This window comes from Hymenobacter jeongseonensis (assembly GCF_015694725.1).
Taxonomy (GTDB): domain Bacteria; phylum Bacteroidota; class Bacteroidia; order Cytophagales; family Hymenobacteraceae; genus Hymenobacter; species Hymenobacter jeongseonensis.
Genome location: NZ_JADQDQ010000008.1, coordinates 1 through 22,335, shown reverse-complemented (window position 1 = coordinate 22,335; position 22,335 = coordinate 1). Strand labels below are relative to the sequence as shown.

Here is a 22,335-nt window from a genome sequence, read left to right as displayed (position 1 = left end):
CGGCCGCCATCGTTTCCTGAACCAATAACACACCTTTCGCTTCGATTATCTCATCAATGCTTCACCGCCATTTCTTAATTCACAAGCCCTACGGCTACCTCAGCCAGTTCATCGGCGAAGCCAAGAAAAAAAAGCTGGGCGAATTTCACAATTTCCCGGAAGGCATCATGGCCATCGGCCGCCTCGATGAGGACAGCGAAGGACTGCTCCTGCTCACCACCGATGGCCGGGTGAGCGAACTCATCCGCAGCAAGAAGATTGAGAAGGAATACTACGCCCAGGTTGACGGCCTGATTGACGACGAGTCCCTGGCCCGCATGCGCACCGGCGTGGAAATCGGCATCCACAATGTGCGGTACCAAACCAGCCCGTGCACGGCGTTTCGCCTGGACCCCGCTCCTGCTTTCGCGCCCCGCTCGCGCAAGATTCGCGACGACCGGCACGGCCCCACCAGCTGGGTTTCGATTACGCTCACGGAGGGCAAGTTTCGGCAGGTTAGGAAGATGACGGCGGCGGTGGGATTTCCCACGTTGCGGCTGGTGCGCGTGCGGGTGGGAGCCATTCACTTGGGCGCCATGCAGCCGGGCGAGGTGGTGGAAATGAACAGTCTGGAAGGTTAAGCCCAGGTTAATTTATGCTGCATGCATAACATTATGACTGAGTCTTCGTATCTTTGCACCAGAATCAACCATTAGCCTGATTCGCTACTTTATTATGAAAAAGACCACCGCATTATCGTTGTCTTCCCTGCTGCTGCTGGGTGGAATGAGCTATCTGGCTGCCAAAGTGGCCGACCTGGACCTGACCTTCTACTTCCACGGCGACGACGACCAGCACCTGTACTGCTAAGCACTATTTTATCCACTATTACCGTTCAGAGCAGTTATATTAGGAAAAAGCCCGGCCCAATGGTCGGGCTTTTTTGTTAAGGACTCGGCCATTACGGCCGGGCCATGCGGTTCGGCGCGGCTTTTGGAACTTTGCCCAGGCAACGGCGTAACCCGTTGACCCTATTTTTTCACTGGCTGCCGGGCGTGGTTTCGGCAAGAAGCACCCGCAGCATCACTTTCTCTCCTGCCCATGAACCTTGATTCCCACCAAGCTCAAGTAAGCTACATCATCGGCCGCGACCTGGCCCGCAACTTCGCCCAGCAAGGCCTCGACCTGGACGTAGATACCTTGGCCGGCGCGCTGAAAGAAGGCCTCCAGGGCCTGCCCAGCCGCCTCACCCAGGAACAAATGCAGGCCGCTATGCAGCAGTTGCAGGAACAAATGGGCGGTGCCGATGACGAACAACAAGACCAAGACCCCAATTCTATGAACAACAACAAAGCCGAAGGCGAAGCCTTCCTCGCCCAAAACGCCGCTAAGTCGGGCGTGACCACCCTGCCCAGCGGCCTGCAGTACGAAGTACTGACCCAGGGCACGGGCAAAACCCCCACCCTGAAATCGTCGGTGACCACGCACTACCACGGTACTCTGATTAACGGCACCGTATTCGACAGCAGCTACCAGCGCGGCCAGCCCGCCACCTTCCCCGTGAACGGCGTGATTGCCGGCTGGACAGAAGCCCTGCAGCTCATGCCCGAAGGCTCGAAGTACCGCTTGTATATCCCCTCGGACCTGGCTTACGGCAAACGGGGCGCGGGCCGCGACATCCCCGGCGACACGGCTCTGATTTTCGATGTGGAGCTGATTAAAATAAATAACTAAGGCGACGTGGTGGTGGAAAATGCCTTTACATCTTCTACCACCACCCGCTCCGTTGTGCCCCACTGGACACGTCCCACCAGCACTTTGGCTGTTTCTGAGCCCATGAACGACCTCGAAGCCCAGCCCCCTGCCGAACCAACCCCGCCCGTGGCCCCGGAACTACCTTCCGGGGCCACTTTGGTATCGGGGCCGCTTTACGATGCACAATCAGCGCCAGCCGCGCCGCTTGAACCGCCACCGCCCCTACCGGACCTGCGCAGCAAAGACGGCCGGGTGGTACTGACTGATTCCACGGTTACGGTGCTGGGCAATACTTTTCTGCTGCTGGAGCTGGAACGCGCCGAACTGACGCCCGTACGCTGGATACTGTGGTACCTGCTGGGGGGGCTGGGGCTGGCCACCGTCATGATTGCCTTTCTGCAAAACTGGCTGAGAACCGGGCCTGCTATGTTTGGCATGGCCCTTACGGCCTTGCTGCTGGCCTACGGCCACCGCGGCACTAACCGCCTTCGCCTGCACCGGCTGGGGCGCGAAATGGTGAATTTTGCCCTGCCGGGCGACACCTTGGCCTGGCAGCGGCTGGTGGCGGAAGTAAACCGCCGCATCTACCGGGTGCACGACTGGGCTGCACGGGAGGCCGTTGCACTGCTCGCGGCCGCCGACGAAGCTAATCGCCAAGCGGCGCAAGCTGCCGCCGACGCGGCAGGACCTGATAAATCAGCCGAAGAATAATCCCTCAACTATTTAGGGAACAATCAGATGATGCTTAACCTAGCATCATTACTGCGCCTACTCCACTAGTTGGCTGCTACCTTCGCGCGCTTTAAATTCTTTGTAGCCTCAAGCGAGCTACTTATCGTTGACCCCATTTCATGGATTCTAAACATTCGCATACCGCCATTTCGGGGGCGGGATTGCTAATTGCCCTTGGCATCATCTACGGCGACATCGGCACGTCGCCCCTCTACGTGATGAAGGCCATTGTGCCGGGCCTCATTGACCCCTTGCTGGTATACGGCGGTATTTCCTGCGTGCTTTGGACGCTCACGCTCCAAACCACCGTAAAGTACGTGCTACTCACCCTTAATGCAGATAACAACGGGGAAGGCGGCATTTTCTCGCTCTACGCACTGGTGCGGCGCCGCGGCGCCTGGCTGTCGGCCGTGGCCATTATCGGCGGGGCGGCGCTGCTGGCCGATGGGGTTATTACGCCGCCGATTTCGGTGTCGTCGGCCATCGAAGGATTGCAGGCGGTGTACCCGAGCATTCCGACCGTACCCATCGTCATTGCCATTATCCTTGGGCTGTTTCTGATGCAAAGCTTTGGCACCCAGATTGTGGGCAAAGCTTTTGGCCCGCTCATGATGGTGTGGTTCACCATGCTGGCGGTGCTGGGAATTTCGGGCATTTCCCTCCACCCGGAGATTTTGAAGGCCGTGAATCCCGTGTATGCTTACAAGTTGCTGGTGGAATACCCCGGCGGTTTTTGGCTGCTCGGGGCAGTATTTCTGTGCACCACCGGAGCCGAAGCCTTGTATTCGGACCTGGGCCACTGCGGCAAGGGCAACATCCGCATCAGCTGGATTTTTGTTAAAACCTGCCTACTGCTCAACTACTTCGGCCAGGGCGGCTGGCTCATTGCCCACCAGGGCGAGCAGCTAGCCGGCCGCAATCCGTTTTATGAGCTTATGCCACCTTGGTTTCTGCTCATTGGGGTGGGCATTGCGACTATTGCGGCCATCATCGCCTCGCAGGCGCTTATCACGGGTTCGTTTACGCTGGTGGCGGAGGCCATTCGCCTTAATATGTGGCCCAAGGTGAAGCTCAACTACCCTACCGATGTGAAGGGGCAGCTGTTCGTGCCCAGCATGAACCGCTTGCTGCTCATTGGCTGCATTGGCGTGGTACTGTACTTCCGGGAGTCGAGCAACATGGAAGCGGCTTACGGCTTGGCCATTACTCTGACCATGATGATGACCACGCTGCTGCTCACCATGTGGCTGCGGGCCAAGCGCGTGGCCCTACCGTTGGTATATGGTTTTGCCATCGTGTACGGGCTGATTGAAGGTTCGTTTCTCGTTGCCAATCTCATCAAGTTTCCCCACGGCGGCTGGGTATCGCTGGCTATCGGGACGGCGCTGATGGGAGTGATGTACGTGTGGCTGAAGGCATTTTTCATCAAGCGCCGCCTCACGGAATTTGTGCGCCTGGAGCCTTATGTAGATGCATTGAAGCAGCTCAGCGACGACGAGTCCATCCCCAAATACGCCACCCATTTGGTGTTCTTGACTTCGGCAGAACGCAGTTCTGAAATTGAGCAGAAAATCATCTACTCCATTTTCCAGAAGCGCCCCAAACGGGCCGACATCTACTGGTTTATCCACGTTGAAACCACCGACGAGCCCTACACCATGGAGTACAAGGTCACCGAAGTGGCTAAGGATGACGTGTTTCGCATCAATTTCCGCCTGGGCTTCCGGGTGCAGCAGCGCATCAACCTGTATTTCCGCAAGGTGATTGAGGACTTGGTGCGCAACAAGGAAGTGGACATCACCTCGCGCTACGAGTCGCTTAGCAAGCAGCACGTTACCGGCGATTTCCGGTTTGTGGTGCTGGAGAAGTTTCTCAGTGTAGAAAATGACTTCCCCACCGTCGAGAAACTGGTCATGCAGGCCTACTTCTACATTCGGCAGTTTATCGCTTCGGAAGACCAGTATTTCGGGCTGGACACCTCTTCGGTGAAAGTAGAAAAGGTACCGCTGGTGATTGCGCCCGTGCGCGAAGTGGCCCTAAAGCGCATTATTTGACGCAGCTTTTGACCTAAGTGCACACAAAAAGGCCCGTGGAGCATGCTCCACGGGCCTTTTTGTGTGCACTACATAAGTATCTTTTCGCTATCGAAAGGCCTTATTTCGTTGGGCCAAGCCAGCGGGCCAGCACGCGCTGCTGGGCGGCCGTAGGGCTGGGCACGGGCTGTACGGTGTATTTGCGGTCCGCATCGGCAAGGGCTTTTAGGGCCAAGTCACGCGTTAGGCCATCGCGGCGCACCTGCAACTTGAGCTCGGTGCCCACGGGGCTGCCCAGCAGTTGCTTGGCCGATTCTTCGTTGGGAGCGGCGCCGTTGATAAGCAATACCTCGTCATTCACGTTCAGGCCGCCGTTCCAGGCGGCGCCATCGCGCTCCACGCCCGTCACCAAAAAGCGACCGTTGCGGTTGGAAAACGACGCGCCTAAGGTGCCGTTGGGGTTCAGGGGCGCCACATTCAGTGCCAAGCCCGCATAGCCGAGAGCGGCGGCATAATCCAAGGTTTTGGTGCCATACACACTGGTGCGGAAGAAGTCGTCGTAGCGACGACCAGCGACCGTAGCGACGGCATCCTGAAATTCCTTGTCGGTAAAGCCCCGGTTGGCTTTCTTGTAATAGGTATCGTAAAGCAGGCGAAACACGTCGTCGAGGTGCTTTTCGCCTTTGGTGGCTTCGGCAATATTCAAGTCCAGGATGGTACCAATCAGGTCGCCCTTGGAGTAGTAGCTGATTTCGGTGTTGTTGGTATTTTCATTAGGACGGTACGCCCGAATCCACGCGTCAAAGCTCGATTCGGCGGCGGATTGCACCTTGTTACCAGGCGTGTTCTCAACTTGAGTGATGGTATTGCCCAGCTTGCCCAAGTATTCCTCCTGCGAGATGACGCCCGCCCGTTTGTTAATGAGCTTGGCGTAATACGACGTCATGCCTTCGCTCACCCACAGCATGTTGGTATAGTTTTCTTGGTCGTAGTTAAACGGCCCTAGGGCCACCGGACGAATCCGCTTCACGTTCCACAGGTGGAAATACTCGTGGGCGGCCAGGTCCAGAAACGACTTATATCCCGCCTCGGTGCTGTAAGCCACACGGCTTACTTCGAGCGTGGTAGAGTTGAGGTGCTCCAAGCCCCCGCCGCCGCGCTCCAAATTGTGCACGATGAAGAGGTAGCGGTCGAGCGGGTTTTGACCCACCACGCGGTGGGCTTCCTCGCATACTTTCTTCATGTCGGCCATCAGTTTGGCTTCATCCACGGTGTAGGTGCCGTACATGGCCACTTTGTGAGGCGTGCCGTTGGCCGTGAATTCCAGCACTTTGTGCGTGCCGATTTCAAAGGGCGAGTCGGCAAGCTCGTCGTAGCTGGCAGCTTTATAGGTGAACTTGCCGGTGCTCGGCTTAAGGGCCGTGCTCACTTGGTTCCAGCCAGCGGCGGGTTCCACCACCACGGTGCTGCTCAATGATTTGTTATCAGCGGGATACATGAACACGCTGGTGCCGTTAAGGTAGCCGTGGTCGGCGTCGATGAACGACGTCCGCACCGTCAGCTCGTAGGCGTACACCTTGTAGTTGACCTGGAAATTGGCTTGTTTGGGGTGGCGCACCCGCCAAGTGTTTTTGTTGAGTTTTTCAACCGCCAACGCCTGCCCACCGGTGGTGCGGGCCTGGAAGCCTTCCACGTTTTTGGCAAATTCGCGCACCAAGTAAGAGCCCGGTGCCCATACGGGGATTTTAATGTCGGTGTAATCGGCCGGAAAGCCGCCGAGCTCCATTTTAACCTCGAAGTAGTGGGTTTGGGGTGCTGGCATGGCCAGGGTGTAGCGGAGCGTAGGCACGACGGCCGCGGGCGTTGCGGCGGCCGTGAAGCCGCTGGCCAACAGACCGGCCAGCGCTAGGTGGCTAACAAGTGTTTTTGAATTTTTGAGCATTAGCAATGTTGTAAGTTTTGTTAAGGGCACAAAGTAAGTCCGTTAAGCTGCCTCCAACCTAGCGACTACCTGAGCCGTTAGGAGCGGTGGTGACGTATAGGACGCACCAGCTTACTTTTCCATTCCTTATCAAATGCGTTTCCTCTGGCTAATTTTCGTAGGACTGGTGGTGGGCATGCTCGCGGTGTTGCCGCGCCTGAACTCTTCCTCACCTCAGCCGAAGGAACTGGCAGCGACCCCGCGGGAGGAGTTGAGCAGCGGAACTCCGCGCATGGCGGTGCTCACCACGCCTCGGCACGCCGAGCTGCTGGTGGGCGAGGCAGGCCGCCGCGATAGCATCGTGCGGTACGCGCTGCAGCAGCTGGGCACTCCCTACTTATACGCCGGCACCACGCCCGAGACCGGGTTTGATTGCTCGGGCTTCGTGCAGTTTGTGTACAGCCGCTTTGGTATTCCGGTGCCGCATTCCACCGCGCTGCTCATCGACGCCGGCCAGCCCGTGCCCCGCGCCGACGCCCGGCCCGGCGACCTCGTTGTGTTCACCGGCACGGCCACAACCTCTACTACCCCCGGCCATGCCGGCATCATCATCTTAGCCAAACCCGGCGGCCCCATTCGGTTTGTTCACTCTTCTTCGGCCCGCCGCGAATCGGGGGTGAAAGTGAGCCAGGTAGAAGGCACCGACTACGAACGGCGCTTTATGCAGGTACGGCGGGTGGTGTTGCCGGGGAAGGCCACCGACGCCCGTTCCATCCCGAGCAAGCAAACCACTCGGTAGCGGGGTGAGACAGCGGCTACTTTTCCAAACGCAATTTCAAAATCCCTGTAACGAAGCGATGCCCGGCCTGCCTCTGCCGTCCCACTGAAGGGCGACTGGGCAAACCGGGCATCTAATCCTTCAAATCTTACCGAGCGGCGAAACTGGGGTACAGTTCCGGCGTCCACTACTGAGAGTAAGACCTGGCCGAATGTGGGAAGCCTTAGGAGCTACCCCACGAAGCTGTTGTTAGGCGCGTACTGCGGTGAAGCGTACGACATTCGACAGGCTGGGCAGGATTTGTTTGGGACTACTAGACATTTTGTACCTCCTTTCTTTACGTTCGACATAACCCCGCTCGCGCGGCCCAGCACCTTAGGGCTGCTTGGGAGGGGCCGTAGCACTCACTACTGAGCGGTAAAGTTAATAGCCATCCTTAAGGTTCAAAATTTGCGCCCCCATTTTGTAGTAAATCATGCCTTGATATCGTTTGTTGGCTGATTTTCAACGCTATTTTTTTTGATTTGGCTGTGATTTTTTGGTGGTTTGCTTAAAACTTAGAAGTTGGCCGTAAACTTGCCTTATGGGCAGTAAGCGCTTCCGGCGGATGCTCCGGAAATTTTATCTTACCTTTTCCCACAAACCCACACCCACAACGTTCTAAAATGAAAAAAACACTGCTCTTACTCGTTGCTCTCGTATTAGGAGTAGCCAGCTTTGCTTCGGCGCAATCGATGTCGCCGCTCGGTATCTGGACCAATTCGGAAAAAAAGGCTACGTTTGAAATTTACAAATGCGGCAATAAGCTATGCGGCAAGATTGTGAGCCTGACCGTTCCCAACGACCCCGCCACGGGCAAGCCCAAAACCGATACGCAGAACCCCAATCCGAAGCTCCGCAGCCGCCCCCGGCTGGGCATGGTCTTCATGGAAGGATTTGAATACGACGACGATAACAAGTGGGACGATGGCAAAATCTACGACCCCGAAAGCGGCAAATCGTATTCCTGCTACATGAAAATGGAAAACGCCAACACCATGGAAGTGAAAGGATATATTGGCTTCTCGCTCATCGGCAAGTCGCAGGTCTGGACCCGCGTTAAATAAGCCTTTAGCAGCTGCTCCACACAACTTAGCCAGGTTGGTTTCTTACAGAAACCGGCCTGGCTAAACTGTAAATAGGAGTTTGGGAATTGCCTTCATCCCCTCCATTTCCTGCTCTGCTGGCGACATCGCCCGCCTTGTGCTCAGAAACTATTTGCACAAGCGCATGTTTCGAATCCATTAACTCCCGCGTTTTGCTCGATTTCATTCACAACCTTTTTCGCTCCAAAGCGGGCACTCCGGCAGCTTGGCATGCCGTGGCGTTGTCGCCAGCCCAAGTGCAGCGGCATGCGCGTTGGGTCGAGCAGCGGGTGTACCTGAATTGGCTGGGGCCTTATTTCAAGGCTTACCACCTGCGCAAGGGCGGTGCGGCGGGCAGCCGCGGCTTTCAGGTACAGTTGCTACAGGAAAGCGGCTGCAAAGGAGTGCTTTTGCTATATGAACCCAGCATCGGCCCGGGCAATTTTCGGCATTTTTTTGAGCACCTGGGCGAGCGGCTCACGGCGCTGGGCTACCACCGGGCCTGCGCCGACCAGTGCCGCCAGCACCACGAGCACCATACCGAAACCACTCTTAAGCAGCTTTTCAAGCCCAACCCCACCGACTGCCCCCAAACGGGCAACTGCAACCAACAATTCGGGTTAGTAACCATCGACTTGGTCGCCATGAACCGCCAGCCACTGTTTATTCGCCTTACCAGCAACGCCGTGCTCCAACCGGGCTTTACGCCCGCTCGCTCGCTCGACGACTTGCTCAAGGCGTTACTTGATGCTCCGGCAGCTGATGCCGCCATTGAGGCAAAAATCACCGAGTACCACGACGTGTTTTAAGGCACTTTCAGCTCCATTTTGACACAAAAAAGCCGTTCCCGAGCAGGAACGGCTTTTTTATGTCAAAATGAGTGTTATTCCCGAATAAAGCGTCCTTGTCCCAGTAGCTCTCCGCTGCCACCCAGCAGCCGCAAGTGGTACATTCCCGAAGCGAGTTTTCGGGTATCAAGTTGCGGCCGAGTAGCCAGCAAGGTCTGACGCAGCACCACCCGGCCGGTTATATCGGAGGCTTCGGCAGTGACGCGAGCGGCAGGCAGGGCCGCCAGCTGCAATTGTTCGCGGCAGGGATTGGGATAAAGCGTGAGGGCCGAAAGGCCGGCGCCGGCCCGGGTAGCCAGCAGTGTATTGTCGCGCACCGGGGCGGTAGTGGCACGGTCCAGCAGCCACTGGTCGGGGTCGACGGCCACGCTTGCCACCGTACCATTCACAGTGAGTTGGAAGGTTTCTGACGCTTGCATTTGGCGCAGGCGCACGGTCTGCGTCGTGCCGTTGGTAAATGTCAGCCGGTAATCGACGTCGGTTTTGAAAAACGGCGTAACGGATGGCACGGATACCGTTTCGACCACACGCAGCACGAAATTGCTGCCGCCTTGGTTCCACCGGCCGGTAAACGTGGGGTAGCCTTGCCCCCGGAACCACTGCTCGAAGAAGTATCCCAAGGGCCGGCCGGCCTCGGCTTCAAAAATGCGCTGCATATCGGCGGTGCGGGCCGTGGAGCCGCTAAACTGGGTTTGGTACGTGCGCAGGGCTCGGAAAAACTTTGTATCGTCGTTGAGCAGATAGCGCAGCATGTGCACCACGCCAGCCCCCTTCTTATAGGTCAGGTAATAGTCGAAAATACGGCCCACGCGGGTCGTGTCGGGCACGTACACACTGCCGGAATTCTGGAAGGCAAGGTTGTGCGCGCTGTTCATCCAGTTGCGGGCACTGGCGGGCGTATCGAAGGCTTGGAGCGACAGGTATTCGCCATAGGAAGCAAAGCTTTCATTCAGCCAGATGTCCTCCCAGGTGGCGCAGGTCACATTGTCGCCGAACCACTGGTGAAAGAGTTCGTGCGCCGTGATGGTTAAGGCAAAGCCGTCCTGCGTGGTCATGGTTTGGTGCTCCATGCCGCCATACAAAGGCGCTGCGGCGTGGCCGTATTTCTCGTTGGCAAACGGATAGAGCCCGACCAGGGCGGAGAAGTTTTCGAGGAAGCCGGGCGTGAGGTCAATCCAGCTTTTCCAGTAGTTGAGGTAGTTCTGGTTATATACGTAGTTGACGATGGGAACGCGCGGGCCACCCACGGGATTGGCGTAAGTCACGTACTCGATGTAGGGCGCTACTGCCACCGATATCAGGTAATACGCAATGGGATGACGGGATTTCCACTCGTAGCGCACCTTGTTGGCCGGCAGTGGCACGGTGCGTACCAGTACGCCGTTGGACCCAACTTTATTAGGCAGCGAAGTCGTAACCCAAACGTCCGATGAATCGGCCTTATCGGTGAGCACCTGCTTGCAGGGAAACCATTCGTGCGCTGAAAACGGCTCCGACAGCGACCAAGTCACATTAAAAGGAAAGGTTGGCGACCCATTATTGGTGTCCATATGCACCGTATTGCGGTTGCTCAGGCCGTTGCCGATGGCCGCGGAGTTGCCGCTCGGCGCCGTGCCGTGGTAATAAATCCGGGCATCGGCCAGGGTATTGGCGGCGGCGGGCTGGGCCAGTTTAGCCGTAGCATCGGGCCCTTTGCGCAGGATGCCGGGCGAGCGCCGGCCGTTCACCACCACCGAATCGATGAGCAGGGTGGCCGTGCCCGGCATCGAGGTAGCCGGCGCTTGGTAGAGCTCAAAGGCCAAGGAATCGAGTGGCTGACTGCCTACCCGTATGCGCATCCACACCGACCCGGCCACGTTCAAGGAAGTGTTTTCCAGGGCCAAATCCAGCTTGTAGTACTTCACGTCGTAGCGCTCCATTTTGGTCCGGTGCGAAACCGAAGACGTAGCCGGCCGCTGGGCGGCCTGCACGTGGGCGGCGGCGCAAAGCCGTCCGCCATCTAAATCGGCCTGGCTAAGGGCACGAGGGGGCGCAACCTGTCGCGGCTGCTGGGCTTTCAGTTGAAGCGGTGCTGCGAAAAGGCCACTGGCCAAGAGGGTATAAAGTAGAGTTCGCATACAGTGAATGGAAGTGGGCAGGAATTGACTTTGGCAGGAGTTGGCGAACGAAAAGCGGCCTCCCGAAGGTAGCGCGGCGCCGACCAAATCCACCCGTTCAGCCTGAGCCCTAGCGCCGCCTCGCAAACGCGAAGGAACGGCCAGAAGTTGGTTTTTGCCACCGTATATTTCGGCTGGTTCCGGGTTTAATACACTTCTTGGTCTATCCAATGCCTTTTCGCCTCATGATGCCCGGCCCCGGCTGGTCAGCCGTTTTGCTGTGGTTGGGCAGTTGGCTGATGGTGGCAGCCCCGGCGAAAGCCACGCACATTGTGGGCGGCGAAATGGAACTGGTGCACAACAGCGGGGATTCCTACACGCTGCTGCTAAACCTGTACTTCGATGCCGTGCACGGCAGCTCCAGTGCGCTGGATGCGGAACTGACGGCCAGCATCTTTGAGAAAGGTAGCAACCGGCGCATGGCCAACGTGGTGCTGCCGCTCACGTCCAACACCTTCGTCGATTACGCGAACCCTGCTTGTGCCACGCCTTCGCTCAGCACCCGCAAAATGGTTTACAGCCGGGCCATTACCCTGGCTGCCAATACCTACGCCAACGCCCAGGGCTACTACGTGGCCGTGGAGCGGTGCTGTCGCAACGAGGACATCAGCAACATTGTGGAGCCTGACAAGGCGGCTCAGGCCTTTTACCTGGAGTTTCCGGCGGTGGTGCGGCGTGGCCAGCCTTTTCTCGATTCAACCCCGAGCCTTTTTCCGGCACTGGCCGAATACGCCTGCCGCAACGAACTGTTTTACTACGATTTCAGTGGCCGGGATGCCGATGGCGACTCCTTGACCTACGACCTGGTGACGCCCTTAAACGGCAACGCCAACGCCGTGACGCCCAAGCCGGCCACGGCCAGCGCCGCGCCCTACGACCTCATTCAGTGGATTGCGGGCCTCGGCACCGCCAACCAAATTCCGGGCAAACCCACCCTCGCCATCGATGCACTAAAAGGACGCCTTACCGTGCAGCCCCTCGACACCGGTTTGTTTGCGTTTGGGGTGCGCTGCACGGAGTATCGGCGGGGCGAGAAAATTGGCGAGACGCGCCGCGACTTTCAGTTGAAAGTGCTCGACTGCGCCCCGAATGCAACGCCCAGCCTCGTGCTGCTGCCCGCCCCCACCGGCCGTGTGCCGTACCGGCCCGGGCGCGACACCCTGCGCTTGGTATCGGGGGGCAACCGGTGCGTGCGCCTGCGCTTCACCGACCCCGACCCCAGTTCGCGGCTGAGCTTGTCGCTGAGCCCAGTGAACTTCTCGGGGCTGCTGCCCAATTTCACCACCGCCAGCAGCGGCGCGGTTCGTACCCCCGGCGCGCCCGACACCCTCACCACCACGATGTGCTTTCCGGAGTGCATCGATACGCAAGGTCGCGTGTTTTATCTGGACGTGGTGGTGGCCGATGATGGCTGCAGCCAGCCCAAACGCGACACGGTGCGGGTTGCTTTTATGGCGGTGCCCCCGGCAAATTCGCGCCCCACCATCGTCACAACCGCCAGCCCAACCCGGCCGCTCCGGGTGCAAGTTGGCGATTTACTGGCCTTCGATGTTATCGGCACCGACGCTGACCGCGACGCTATCCAATTGGAAATGACTGGCCAGGGCTTCAATCCCACCGACATTGGGGCGGCGCTGTCGCAGGGCACGGTGGGCACGCAACAGCGGGGCCGCTTCACTTGGCGGGTCGATTGTCGGGCCGTTGGGGCCGATTCGGTGCTGAATTTCCAGTTTACGGCCGCCACCTCACCCTGCGATGTCCGTCAGGCTACCGTCATCACCGTGCCCGTGGTGGTGAGCTACACCAACCGGCCGCCAACGCTCACTTCTACCCTGCCCGTGGCGCAATCCGAACAGATTCCAGTAATCGAATTACCACTTGGGCAGGTGTACACCGCAACTTTTCGAGGAGTTGACCTTGACCGCGACGGCCTCACCCTGACTGCTACGGGTAGCTCAGAGAATGGCAAGGAAGGCTTTGACCTGGCGCTGGCCGGGATGCGCTTCGAAGCCCAGAACGGCACGGGCGCCGCCAACGGTACCTTCCGCTGGGATGTGAGCTGCGCCGCGGCCAACCTGCACCGCAACCTTACGGTTACCTTCCAACTTATTGACGCCACGTGCAAGCCGCTGCCGCAAGTACAGCGTATCCGCCTGCAGGTAACCAATCCGGATTCGTTGGGAGTAACGCTGTACAATGTGATTACGCCCAACCGCGATGGCCAGAACGACGAGTTCCGACTGCCGGATTTGCCGCCCAATTTCTGCGACATGCAGTTTGCCAACGTTCGGATTTTCACACGCTGGGGCCAGCAGGTATTCAGCTCGTCGGACCGCAATTTCCGGTGGGCTGCCGGGCAGGACAGCGCAGGGATGTACTACTACTTCGTGACCTACAACGACGGCCGAAAATACCGGGGCTGGCTGGAGGTAGTGAAGTGATAAAGTCGCTACCGCTGCGCCGTTTAATACAGAAACAGGAAGATGGCAAAAAGGGCGACCCACAGCACATCGACGAAATGCCAATAAGTGCCCAGCAATGTTAAATGGCGCCGCTGGTAGGGATTTCGGATAAAAACGAGCGTGCGCACCGCATCACGGTTGGCGTGAACAACTCGTAGCAGCAGCGTTAATAAGAACAACATACCGCCCAACAAATGCGCAACGTGCAATGCCGAAATAAGGTAGACAAACTGGCCGCTGCTGTTGCTGGACGCGCCTTGGAACGGGACGCCATTGGCCATCAGTTCGCGCCAGCCCAACACCTGCAGCCCGGCAAAAACACAACCCAAGAACAGAGTGGCACCCAGACAGCGGGCCAGGGTACCCAAGTCGTCCTCGGCATAAAGCCGAGGCGCCTGGGAAATAACAAAGCTACTGAGCACCAATACAATGGTGCTCAGCGAGAAATAACGGGGCAGCGCATGCAGGCCCGTTGGCAGGCCACTCCGCAAGCGCGTGGCCACGTACGCGGCCACCAGCACAACGAACATCACCGTGATGCCCAGCAGGGCCAGGTACAGTGCCACCGTAATCGGGGGCAGCCCTCCGATACGGTTGAAGGGGGACGCGCGACGCCGCGCGCCAACCTGGTTTTGGTGTTCGTGTTCGGAGTTCATCAGGGCCGGCAGAGGATGTTCACTAGCAAACTAATCGGCGAAGAATTAGTTGCAAATTCCCTGGCCTCGGACCGCAAAACTGACTTAGCGGAAGAACGAGCCAATTTTGCCGAGCACGGCGTTGAGGGTGATTTTGGGCGTGCGCTGCACTCCAAACGTCACGTAGGTTTTGCCCGCTACCCGCAAATCCAGCACCCAGCCCAATTGATTGGCCAAGTCATTGATTTGCTGCATGGGGTCGGGCCCGGGCGGCTTTGGCGCTTTGGGCGCGCCCGGGGCCTTGGGCGGACCGGCCGTGAGCAGGTCCAGCACCTGCTGGCTCGGGATGTTGAGGATGAGGTAGGTGCCCGCGGCCGCCAGCTGCAAGGCATGGCCGTTCCAGTTGATGACCAGCTGCGCCTCAATTTCGAGGGTACTAGGCACCGGCTTCGGGGGGGCTGGGCGGGAGTTGGGGTGTGGCCGGGCGGGTGGCGGTGCCGGCGGGCTGGTCGCCGCGGGTGCGGATGCGGAGGGAACCGTTCAGTTTCCAGGTGGCCGCGGGTGCGTTGGGGTTCTGTGGGTTGGGCACTTGCAGCTCCATTTGTTCGAAGGCGCAGCTGAGCTCAACACCGCCCGAAAGCTTGCCGAGCAGCGAGGCGGCCATGTCGGCCCAGTTTGAAGAGGAAGAATCGGGCATTGCTACTAATCAATAAGAAATGAATGGACAGCGCCCGGGTCGGGCGCGCCAACTGGCCGCAAAGTACGGTCCTGCGACTGCTAACGCAACGTGGGGACTCGAGTTGTCATTCTATCCGGTGGGATAGCCCGCTGCGTACATTGCACTCAAATGGCTTATCTCAACTTTCATCTTAGGTCCACCCCCTTCTACAGCGTGGCTTTCGCAGTTGGAATGCTGCTGGCCGGGGCTGCACGGGCGCAGCCTACATCCATTTTGCTGCAGCTGCCACGGCCGGCGGCGGTTTCCGAACTCACGTTTGAGCGCGCAGCGGCCGACTGCACCCACCCGTTTGGATTCAGCGAAGGGCAGAGCATTGAATACCAACTGCTAAATACTAAAGGCCGCGCCACCAATACGTGGCGCTACCGGGTGCTAAAAATCAGCACCGATACTGTGCCCCGTAAGAAAGGCATTCCCGTGGTGGTCACACGGGTTCAGCTTAAGAGCGGGCTTTACGACCTCAATAACCGGGTGCTTCAGCAGCAGGACCTCACCCATTTTTGCCGCAACGACACCACTTTTACCGATGGCATGGCGACCATTAATTACGAAAACATGAAGTCCTTTCGTAACCGCCGACTGGCTTATACAGTTACCCCGTTGGCCTGGCCCAATCAGCCGGCGGCGGGCAGCCAATTGGCCAACGGAGGGGTGGCCGTGCAAGTGAGCAGCCCCATGGTGGCCATTGCCAAAGTCCAGACCATGATTAGTCAACGCACTGTGCTGGCCGGCCCAACACGCGTCACCGTACCGGCCGGTACGTTTAGCTGTTACGCGGTAGAGAGCAAGCGCGAAGTGTCAACCACCACCCGCCCCGACCTGATTTTGAAAAACAGCGGGCGCGAGGTCAATTACTACGACCCGGTCGTGGGCATAGTCAAAACCGAATTCTATGACAAAAACGGCAAGCTGGTGCAAACCCGCGTGCTCACCAAACGCTAGGCTGCAACCGGCCTGGTATCAGATAATGGCCCAGCCGGTTTCGCCCTGCGGCCCGCGCAACAGGCTAAACCCGGCGGCCTGGCCCAGTACCACAACCGAAGTCTGGGCCGCGAGCGCACCGCCCGCCGGTGCCGCTGCTACGGGCAGAGTGAGCAACTCGGTGAGCGCCGGAAGCACAACGCGCCGCAACGGGTTGCCGGTGGCGCCCACTACAGCTTGGGCCAATACGTAACCGATTTGACCAGTGGGAGTCTGCACCCGCAGCGCGGCCCCTTGCTGGCCCACTACCAAAAGCGGCATTTGCTTGGGGAGCACAGGGGCGCGTTGCGACTTTTTCAGCTTGCCATCTTCGGGCCCGGGGCGCAAGGCGGCGTCGGCCCGCAGGCGCACAAATTCCCCCCGGCGGTCGGGGCCTTTGGGCAGTGCCGTCACGGCCTCGGGGCGCCGCACAAAGGGAAACGGGTCGACGGCGCCCTTCCCGCTGCGGTAGATGCCGAAGTGCAAGTGTGGCACCGTGGTGCGGGCGTTGCCGGTGTTGCCCACCAAGCCCAAGGTATCGCCGGCGCTCACGCGTTGGCCGGCGCTCACCAGCTGCTTGTCGAGGTGGGCGTAGTAAATGTGGCTGCCGTGCTCGGCATCGGCCAGCCACACCACGCGGCCGCCAATCGGCGTTTCGCCGGTGCGGGTGATGAAGCCCGACGTTGCCGCGACCACCGGCGTGCCCCGGGAGGCAAAAATATCGATGCCTTCGTGGCGGCGGGTACCGGCGTCGCGGTCGGCGCCCCAGAAGCTTCCCACGGCGGCGTCGGTGCGGCCCAACACCGGAAACACGCTCAAGCTCGGCTCCCGGTTCACGCGCAGTGTGTAGCGGCCCGCAGCCAGCAGCTCGGGCTGCACCCGTAGCAGGTGCTGGCCGTCGACATCGGCCTGGTAGCGGAAGTCCAGAACCAGGGTGTCGGCGCTGGCGAGGGGCACGGGAACCGTGCCCGGCACTACCTCAAAAGCATCCAAAAAGACCCGTGCCGACGCCCCAGTGCCCAACGAAAGGCTCACGTGCACCTGCTCGCCGGCCCGCACGGCGTAGCGATAGCCGGCCGCGCTGGGTTCGCCGGGCCGGAAATACCCCGTTTCAGCAAAAGGCAACGCCACTACCAACGAATCGCGCAGGGCTTGCTCGGCCGCACTCAGCCAAGCGCGTCCGCCGGGGCGTTGGTCGAGGCCGGCTTGCGCCAACCGGCGGGCATACGCTTGGTGCGGCGTGGATTTTTGAAACAGCGCCTTGAGGCTTTGCTGCTTGCTACAGCCACTGATTACCAGGACCACGCCGAGCAGCATCGGCATAAAAAAATCGAAGCGCGGCCGCTTCACCGGCCGTTGAGTTGTTGCATCCATCCTATTCAGCATGCCGTTCAAACAACTTCAGCCTTCGCGTAGTTCGGTTGCGTGTTTCCCCGGCGCACGGGCTGCAGCTAGCGCTGAGTGCCGGCCTGCTTGCTATGGCCTGCTACCTTTATGGCCCCGTTCCTCCCCTATTTCTCCGCCATGAAGCTAATTGAATGCCCACGTGACGCCATGCAAGGGCTGCCCGATTTCATTCCGACTGTCACCAAAATTGAGTACCTCAATGCCCTGCTGAAGGTCGGCTTCGACACGCTCGACTTCGGCTCCTTTGTTTCACCGAAAGCCATTCCGCAGCTGCGCGACACGGCCGAAGTACTGGCTGGCCTGGACCTGACGGGTTCCAGAACCAAGCTCCTGGCCATTGTGGCCAACCTGCGCGGCGCGGAAACGGCCGTTCAACACACTGAAATAAGCTACCTCGGGTTCCCGCTTTCGGTTTCCGAAACGTTCCAGCGGCGCAACACCAACCAAACCACCGCCGAGGCCCTGGCCGACGTGGCTACCATGCACGAGCTGTGCGAGCGCAGCGGCAAAACCTTGGTCACCTACCTTTCGATGGGCTTTGGCAACCCGTATGGCGATGCCTGGAGTCCGGAAATTGTCACCGATTTCACCCAGCAACTGGCGGCAATGGGCATCCGCATTGTGGCGCTGTCGGATACCATCGGGGCTTCCACGGCAGCCACCATCGCACCATTGTTTTCGGCGTTGATTCCGGCATTTCCGCAAATTGAGTTTGGCGCACACCTGCACACAACGCCCACTACCTGGCGCGAAAAAGTAGCCGCCGCCTATGAAGCCGGGTGCCGCCGCTTCGATGGCGCCATCGGCGGCATCGGCGGCTGCCCCATGGCGGCCGATGAGCTAACCGGAAACATGGCCACGGAAAACCTGCTGGCGTACCTAGCCGAACAGGGCGTTGAAACCGAACTGGACATGGCCGCATTTATGCGGGCTCAGGGAATGGCGGCGGGTGAAGTATTTGCTATTCACTAGAGTTAATATATTTTATTTTTAAATATTCACATGGATTTTTGAGCACTTTGGTTACTTATTGTTTTTCAATAAACAAGTGAATTCATCTTTACCCGATACCACGGATGAAAGCAGTAAAAAGCCGCTTATTAGAATAACCTTTTTCAATAGGCAAGCAACGAAACTGACGCTGTGGATAGAATTGGCTTGCATTGAAGTAGAATTGGAAGCGTGTATGGAATACCGCGTAGAGTCTGATGAAACTGAGTATACAATACATTTTGATGGCCAATTTGTGGTTCTTTATTTAGAAAATAGATTTGGACCCAAAGTATTCAAAAGGCCATATCCAACGGATTTCATAAATCCAGGAGATTGGGAATTAATTGAGGATTATTCAGACATTGAATAACTCTCGTGTAGATAGTGCGTCATTTTTGTATTCTATGCCTTCCAGTATTGCCGTCGATATTTTCATCCCCTGCTTCGTTGACCAGCTCTACCCCGCCACGGCCCTGAACATGGTGAAGGTTTTGGAGAGGGTTGGGGTGCAGGTGCACTACAATGCGGGGCAGACCTGCTGCGGGCAGCCGGCTTACAATGCGGGCTACCACCCGCAGAGCCGCGCCGTGGCGGAGAAGTTTCTGGCAGATTTTGCTGCGCCGGCAACACCCACCGGCCAGAATACGCCTTCGCGCTACATCGTGAGTCCTTCGGCGTCGTGCGTGGGCATGGTGCGCAATAGCTACACCGAATTATTTGCGGGCCGGGGGCAGGAAGTGGCCTGCCAGGGCGTGCAGGTCCGTACGTATGAGCTCACCGAACTTTTGGTGAAGGTGCTCGGAATCACGGCCATTCCCGGTGCCCAGCTTCAGGGCAAGTATACGTACCACGACTCCTGTTCGGCACTGCGCGAGTGCGGCATTCGGGCTGCTCCGCGCCAGCTGCTCGACGCGGTGGCCGGGCTAGAACGCCTCGAAATGGCCGAAACCACCACCTGCTGCGGCTTCGGTGGCACCTTCGCCGTGAAGTTTGAAGCCATTTCGGTGGCCATGGCCCAGCAGAAAGTGGAGCATGCCCTCGATACGGGTGCCGACTTCATTATCAGCACCGATGTGAGCTGCCTGATGCACCTGGAGGCGTACATCAAGAAGGAAAAGCTCCCGCTGAAGTGCCTTCACATTGCCGATGTGCTGGCCAGCGGCTGGTAAAACCGAAGCACCGCAATGCCGGTGCTTAATCCGCCAAAACCAACCGAATGCTTTGGGGCCCGCACCTCACAATGTATATCCCCGCACCAAGCCCAGCCACGGCAAGCTCAGCCGTGCCCGTGGCGTCCACATTGCCGTTGGCCACCAACTGGCCCTGCACATTATAGAGCTGCACCCGGTTGCTGCCGGCGCCTTTCACAACCACTGTAGCCCCGGCAAGCGCCGGATTGGGCAGCACTTGCAAGGCACCGCCATTGCTCCCCCCCGCCCAGCTGCCCGACAATGCGACGACCGGTGAGAAGGTTGTTTTGCCATCGGTATCAACTTGCCGCAAGCGGTAATAAATGATGCTGCACGCGTACCGTGCCAGGTTTTGGTCGGTGAATTGGTAGCTCTGGGCTTGCGCGGTGCTGCCGTGGCCGGCTACCTGCCCCACCTTGCTGAACGTCTGGCCATCTCGGCTGCTTTCGATAACGAAATGGGCATTATTCTGCTCCGAAGCGGTGCCCCACCGCAGCAGGGCTGCCGGTCCCTGTGCACGCACGGTGAACTGGGTCAGGACCACGGGCAGCGGCTCCTGAGTTTCGAGCGCGCCGATGTTGCCGGTTTTTGACGCCAATGGCGTGGGATTGCCTACAAAATCCCGGGGGCCGGGATTCACGCTGAATTCGGACTGCAGATTGAGGGCCGCGCCCCGCGCGGGCGAGGAAGGCAGCGGAGTATAAGCAGCCGCGCCGCTTTGAATCTGGGGGTCGGCGATGAGGCCAGTGGCACGGCCATCGGCCATCTTCTCCTGGCCCGTAGCGGCCCGCCAGCTGGCCAAGTCAGCATAGTTAGTGCCTTTCCAATTCAAGGATACGGTGCTCGCCTCCGCCCAATACAGGTTGCCTTCCAGCTTGAGCCCCGTGGTGGTGGCCGTAGCCAGCAAGAGCAATCCGGCAGCGGTTTTTAGCACGTTGTTGCGCAGGGTGATGGCGCTGATGCCGCCGCTCATGATGCGAACCGCCAATGGACTGGTGCCGTTGGCTGGGCGACTCAATAGAACCGTATTGTTGTGGATGGAGGCCCGCTTGATGCCGCCATTTGCCCCGGATGACCACACGGATATGGCGCCCTGGCCGTTCTGGCGGGCATCGTTTTCACTCACGTTGTAGCGAATGGTAAGGTCCGTCATGGGCGGGGCACCCGAGTACTGGGCCAGCAGGTAGCCCGGGCCGCCGTTGTCGTGCGAGTAGTTGTACTGGAGCACCGAGTTGGTGCAGCCGCCGTCGAGGTCAAACCCGCCGCCGTCGATGGCAGTGCCGGAGCTGTTGTGGTGCGACTCGCATTTTTGAATCACCAGATTGTTGCAGCACCAGCCCCAGATGCCGACGGGCCCGCCGCTGCGGTTACCGTTGAGTGCCCCGTTGTTGTAAGCCTCGCAATGCTCCACCAGCGCCCCGTCGATGCCCGAAAGCACGATGCCATTGCCGGTGTGGGTGGTGGTGATGTCGGCCCGGCCCGTGTTGTCGAACGCCTTGCAATTGCCCACGTACCAATTGTGATGCGCCGCCAGGCTTTGCGAGTAGGAAGAAATTCCAGCTTCGCCGTTGGCGTGGCTAAAGCAGTTGGTGATGCGCACATCGGTGTAGCCACTGGTGCCGTTCCAGCTGCCGATGCTGATACCCGCGTTGCGATAGCCGCTCACGTCGAGGCTGTCGAGGCGCACGTGCTGCAGGTGCGTATTAGCGGTGGTGAGATAGAAGATAACGCCCGAACTGGTGTTGGCGCTGCGGCCGCTGCCCACAAAATTGAGCCGGCGCAGCTCAATACCGGCGTTGTTTTCTCCATAGAAGCCGAAGCCGTTGCCACTGGCAATGGTAGCCGCACCCACGCCGTACGAACTCAGCACAATGGGCAGCACAGCAGTGCCTTGGCTGGCAGGCTGCAACCAAATCCCGCCCGAAAAAGTCTGTCCCCCTTCAAAAAGCACCCGGTCTCCGGGTTGGAAGGTTGCGGCATTCACCCGGGCTACGGTGCTCCAGGCGCTGGACTTGGAAGTGCCGGCGTTGGCATCATTGCCACTAGCAGACACATAATAAGTTGCTGCAGTGGCCGGAAATACAATAGAAGACACAAGCAGAATGAACAGTATGATTTTTGCCATAAAATAGCTTTTGTGGAACTAACTGATTCACAAAGCTACAATAGGCAAATGGTATAAAAATATTGATAATTACAGGGCTTTTTTATAATTATTCAAGATAATTTCGACGCCAAGAAGTTATTTGATGCCCCTATTTATGCTGCCACAAAATTGTACTTAGCGACAATATGTTCTAAACACAGCAACGGCCCTGTGGCGCCAGTTTTCTAAGTATGGTTATACAATAGAAAGTTAAGTCATTAAAGACCTCATTTGAAGAACGATACAAAGGTTAATCATTTTACTATTAAAATATTATTGAACTTATTTAAATTTATACACCTATAATTTAACGTCTCATCCGAAGATGGTAACAGACTGATTACAACAGTCCATTTTCAAGGCTAAGTCCCGTCCGCCTCGCTATTCTCTTTATCTCGTGTGTAGTACTCCCCAAAAGTTGGACAGTAAATGGCGGCTATCTTAGTCAACGCCATGAACCCCAAACGTACCCGTCGT

The 22,335-nt window shown here is 58.3% G+C and carries 20 protein-coding genes; 13 read left to right on the top strand and 7 right to left on the bottom strand.

Annotation, left to right across the window (positions count from 1 at the left end):
• The first annotated feature begins 56 nt into the window (after window positions 1-56).
• From I2I05_RS15580 to I2I05_RS15565, 5 genes are all read left to right on the top strand, one after another.
• The gene (locus I2I05_RS15580) at window positions 57-620 is read left to right on the top strand and encodes a pseudouridine synthase (RefSeq protein ID WP_196283186.1); all 564 of its coding nucleotides are present in this window, start codon (window positions 57-59) and stop codon (window positions 618-620) included.
• A 94-nt stretch (window positions 621-714) separates the two neighbouring features.
• Window positions 715-849, top strand: coding sequence for a hypothetical protein (locus I2I05_RS22175; protein ID WP_262895163.1), 135 nt, complete (start codon window positions 715-717; stop codon window positions 847-849).
• A gap of 231 nt (window positions 850-1,080) precedes the next feature.
• Window positions 1,081-1,713 carry an FKBP-type peptidyl-prolyl cis-trans isomerase gene (locus I2I05_RS15575; protein WP_196283185.1) on the top strand — a complete coding sequence of 211 codons (633 nt, stop codon included), beginning with the start codon at window positions 1,081-1,083 and terminating at the stop codon, window positions 1,711-1,713.
• A gap of 102 nt (window positions 1,714-1,815) precedes the next feature.
• Complete coding sequence (locus I2I05_RS15570) at window positions 1,816-2,445, top strand: hypothetical protein (RefSeq protein WP_196283184.1); 630 nt, start codon at window positions 1,816-1,818, stop codon at window positions 2,443-2,445.
• A gap of 140 nt (window positions 2,446-2,585) precedes the next feature.
• Window positions 2,586-4,520, top strand: a complete 1,935-nt coding sequence (locus I2I05_RS15565) for a KUP/HAK/KT family potassium transporter (RefSeq protein WP_196283183.1) — start codon at window positions 2,586-2,588, stop codon at window positions 4,518-4,520.
• Window positions 4,521-4,620: 100 nt separating this feature from the next.
• Here I2I05_RS15565 and I2I05_RS15560 read toward each other — a convergent pair whose 3' ends face one another.
• The gene (locus I2I05_RS15560) at window positions 4,621-6,441 is read right to left on the bottom strand and encodes a M61 family metallopeptidase (protein WP_196283182.1); all 1,821 of its coding nucleotides are present in this window, start codon (window positions 6,439-6,441) and stop codon (window positions 4,621-4,623) included.
• Window positions 6,442-6,574: 133 nt separating this feature from the next.
• On the opposite strand from I2I05_RS15560, the gene I2I05_RS15555 reads away from it, so the two are divergent.
• The 3 genes from I2I05_RS15555 (at window position 6,575) to I2I05_RS15545 (ending at window position 9,131) form a co-directional block, all read left to right on the top strand.
• Window positions 6,575-7,219 (top strand): C40 family peptidase, encoded by a 645-nt coding sequence (locus tag I2I05_RS15555; protein ID WP_196283181.1) that lies wholly within the window; start codon window positions 6,575-6,577, stop codon window positions 7,217-7,219.
• A 644-nt stretch (window positions 7,220-7,863) separates the two neighbouring features.
• Window positions 7,864-8,304, top strand: a complete 441-nt coding sequence (locus I2I05_RS15550) for a DUF2147 domain-containing protein (RefSeq protein ID WP_196283180.1) — start codon at window positions 7,864-7,866, stop codon at window positions 8,302-8,304.
• 191 nt (window positions 8,305-8,495) lie between these two features.
• Entirely contained in the window at window positions 8,496-9,131 is a 636-nt protein-coding gene (locus tag I2I05_RS15545) for a hypothetical protein (RefSeq protein WP_196283179.1), read from the top strand.
• Window positions 9,132-9,205: 74 nt separating this feature from the next.
• Here the strand turns inward: I2I05_RS15545 and I2I05_RS15540 are convergent, their stop codons facing one another.
• Window positions 9,206-11,287, bottom strand: a complete 2,082-nt coding sequence (locus tag I2I05_RS15540) for a M1 family metallopeptidase (protein ID WP_196283178.1) — start codon at window positions 11,285-11,287, stop codon at window positions 9,206-9,208.
• A 209-nt stretch (window positions 11,288-11,496) separates the two neighbouring features.
• Between I2I05_RS15540 and I2I05_RS15535 the strand changes: the two genes are divergently transcribed.
• Window positions 11,497-13,767, top strand: coding sequence for a T9SS type B sorting domain-containing protein (locus tag I2I05_RS15535; RefSeq protein ID WP_196283177.1), 2,271 nt, complete (start codon window positions 11,497-11,499; stop codon window positions 13,765-13,767).
• Between the two features lie 23 nt (window positions 13,768-13,790).
• On the opposite strand, the gene I2I05_RS15530 is transcribed toward I2I05_RS15535, so the two are convergent.
• The 3 genes from I2I05_RS15530 to I2I05_RS15520 form a co-directional block, all read right to left on the bottom strand.
• Window positions 13,791-14,444, bottom strand: a complete 654-nt coding sequence (locus tag I2I05_RS15530) for a cytochrome c oxidase subunit 3 (RefSeq protein WP_196283176.1) — start codon at window positions 14,442-14,444, stop codon at window positions 13,791-13,793.
• A gap of 84 nt (window positions 14,445-14,528) precedes the next feature.
• Window positions 14,529-14,867, bottom strand: a complete 339-nt coding sequence (locus I2I05_RS15525; protein WP_196283175.1) for a hypothetical protein — start codon at window positions 14,865-14,867, stop codon at window positions 14,529-14,531.
• Window positions 14,860-15,120, bottom strand: a complete 261-nt coding sequence (locus tag I2I05_RS15520) for a hypothetical protein (RefSeq protein ID WP_196283174.1) — start codon at window positions 15,118-15,120, stop codon at window positions 14,860-14,862. Before I2I05_RS15520 ends, I2I05_RS15525 begins: the two co-directional genes overlap by 8 nt.
• A gap of 195 nt (window positions 15,121-15,315) precedes the next feature.
• On the opposite strand from I2I05_RS15520, the gene I2I05_RS15515 reads away from it, so the two are divergent.
• Window positions 15,316-16,104: a TapB family protein gene (locus I2I05_RS15515; RefSeq protein WP_196283173.1), complete on the top strand. Its 789-nt coding sequence runs from the start codon at window positions 15,316-15,318 to the stop codon at window positions 16,102-16,104.
• Between the two features lie 18 nt (window positions 16,105-16,122).
• Here I2I05_RS15515 and I2I05_RS15510 read toward each other — a convergent pair whose 3' ends face one another.
• Entirely contained in the window at window positions 16,123-17,496 is a 1,374-nt protein-coding gene (locus I2I05_RS15510) for a M23 family metallopeptidase (protein ID WP_196283172.1), read from the bottom strand.
• Window positions 17,497-17,646: 150 nt separating this feature from the next.
• On the opposite strand from I2I05_RS15510, the gene I2I05_RS15505 reads away from it, so the two are divergent.
• From I2I05_RS15505 to I2I05_RS15495, 3 genes are all read left to right on the top strand, one after another.
• Window positions 17,647-18,501: a hydroxymethylglutaryl-CoA lyase gene (locus I2I05_RS15505; protein ID WP_196283171.1), complete on the top strand. Its 855-nt coding sequence runs from the start codon at window positions 17,647-17,649 to the stop codon at window positions 18,499-18,501.
• A 76-nt stretch (window positions 18,502-18,577) separates the two neighbouring features.
• A complete protein-coding gene (locus tag I2I05_RS15500; RefSeq protein WP_196283170.1) occupies window positions 18,578-18,892 on the top strand; it encodes a hypothetical protein in 315 nt (104 codons plus the stop codon).
• A gap of 34 nt (window positions 18,893-18,926) precedes the next feature.
• The gene (locus I2I05_RS15495) at window positions 18,927-19,691 is read left to right on the top strand and encodes a (Fe-S)-binding protein (protein ID WP_196283169.1); all 765 of its coding nucleotides are present in this window, start codon (window positions 18,927-18,929) and stop codon (window positions 19,689-19,691) included.
• 25 nt (window positions 19,692-19,716) lie between these two features.
• Here I2I05_RS15495 and I2I05_RS15490 read toward each other — a convergent pair whose 3' ends face one another.
• The gene (locus tag I2I05_RS15490; protein ID WP_196283168.1) at window positions 19,717-21,837 is read right to left on the bottom strand and encodes a T9SS type A sorting domain-containing protein; all 2,121 of its coding nucleotides are present in this window, start codon (window positions 21,835-21,837) and stop codon (window positions 19,717-19,719) included.
• Between the last annotated feature and the right edge of the window lie 498 nt (window positions 21,838-22,335).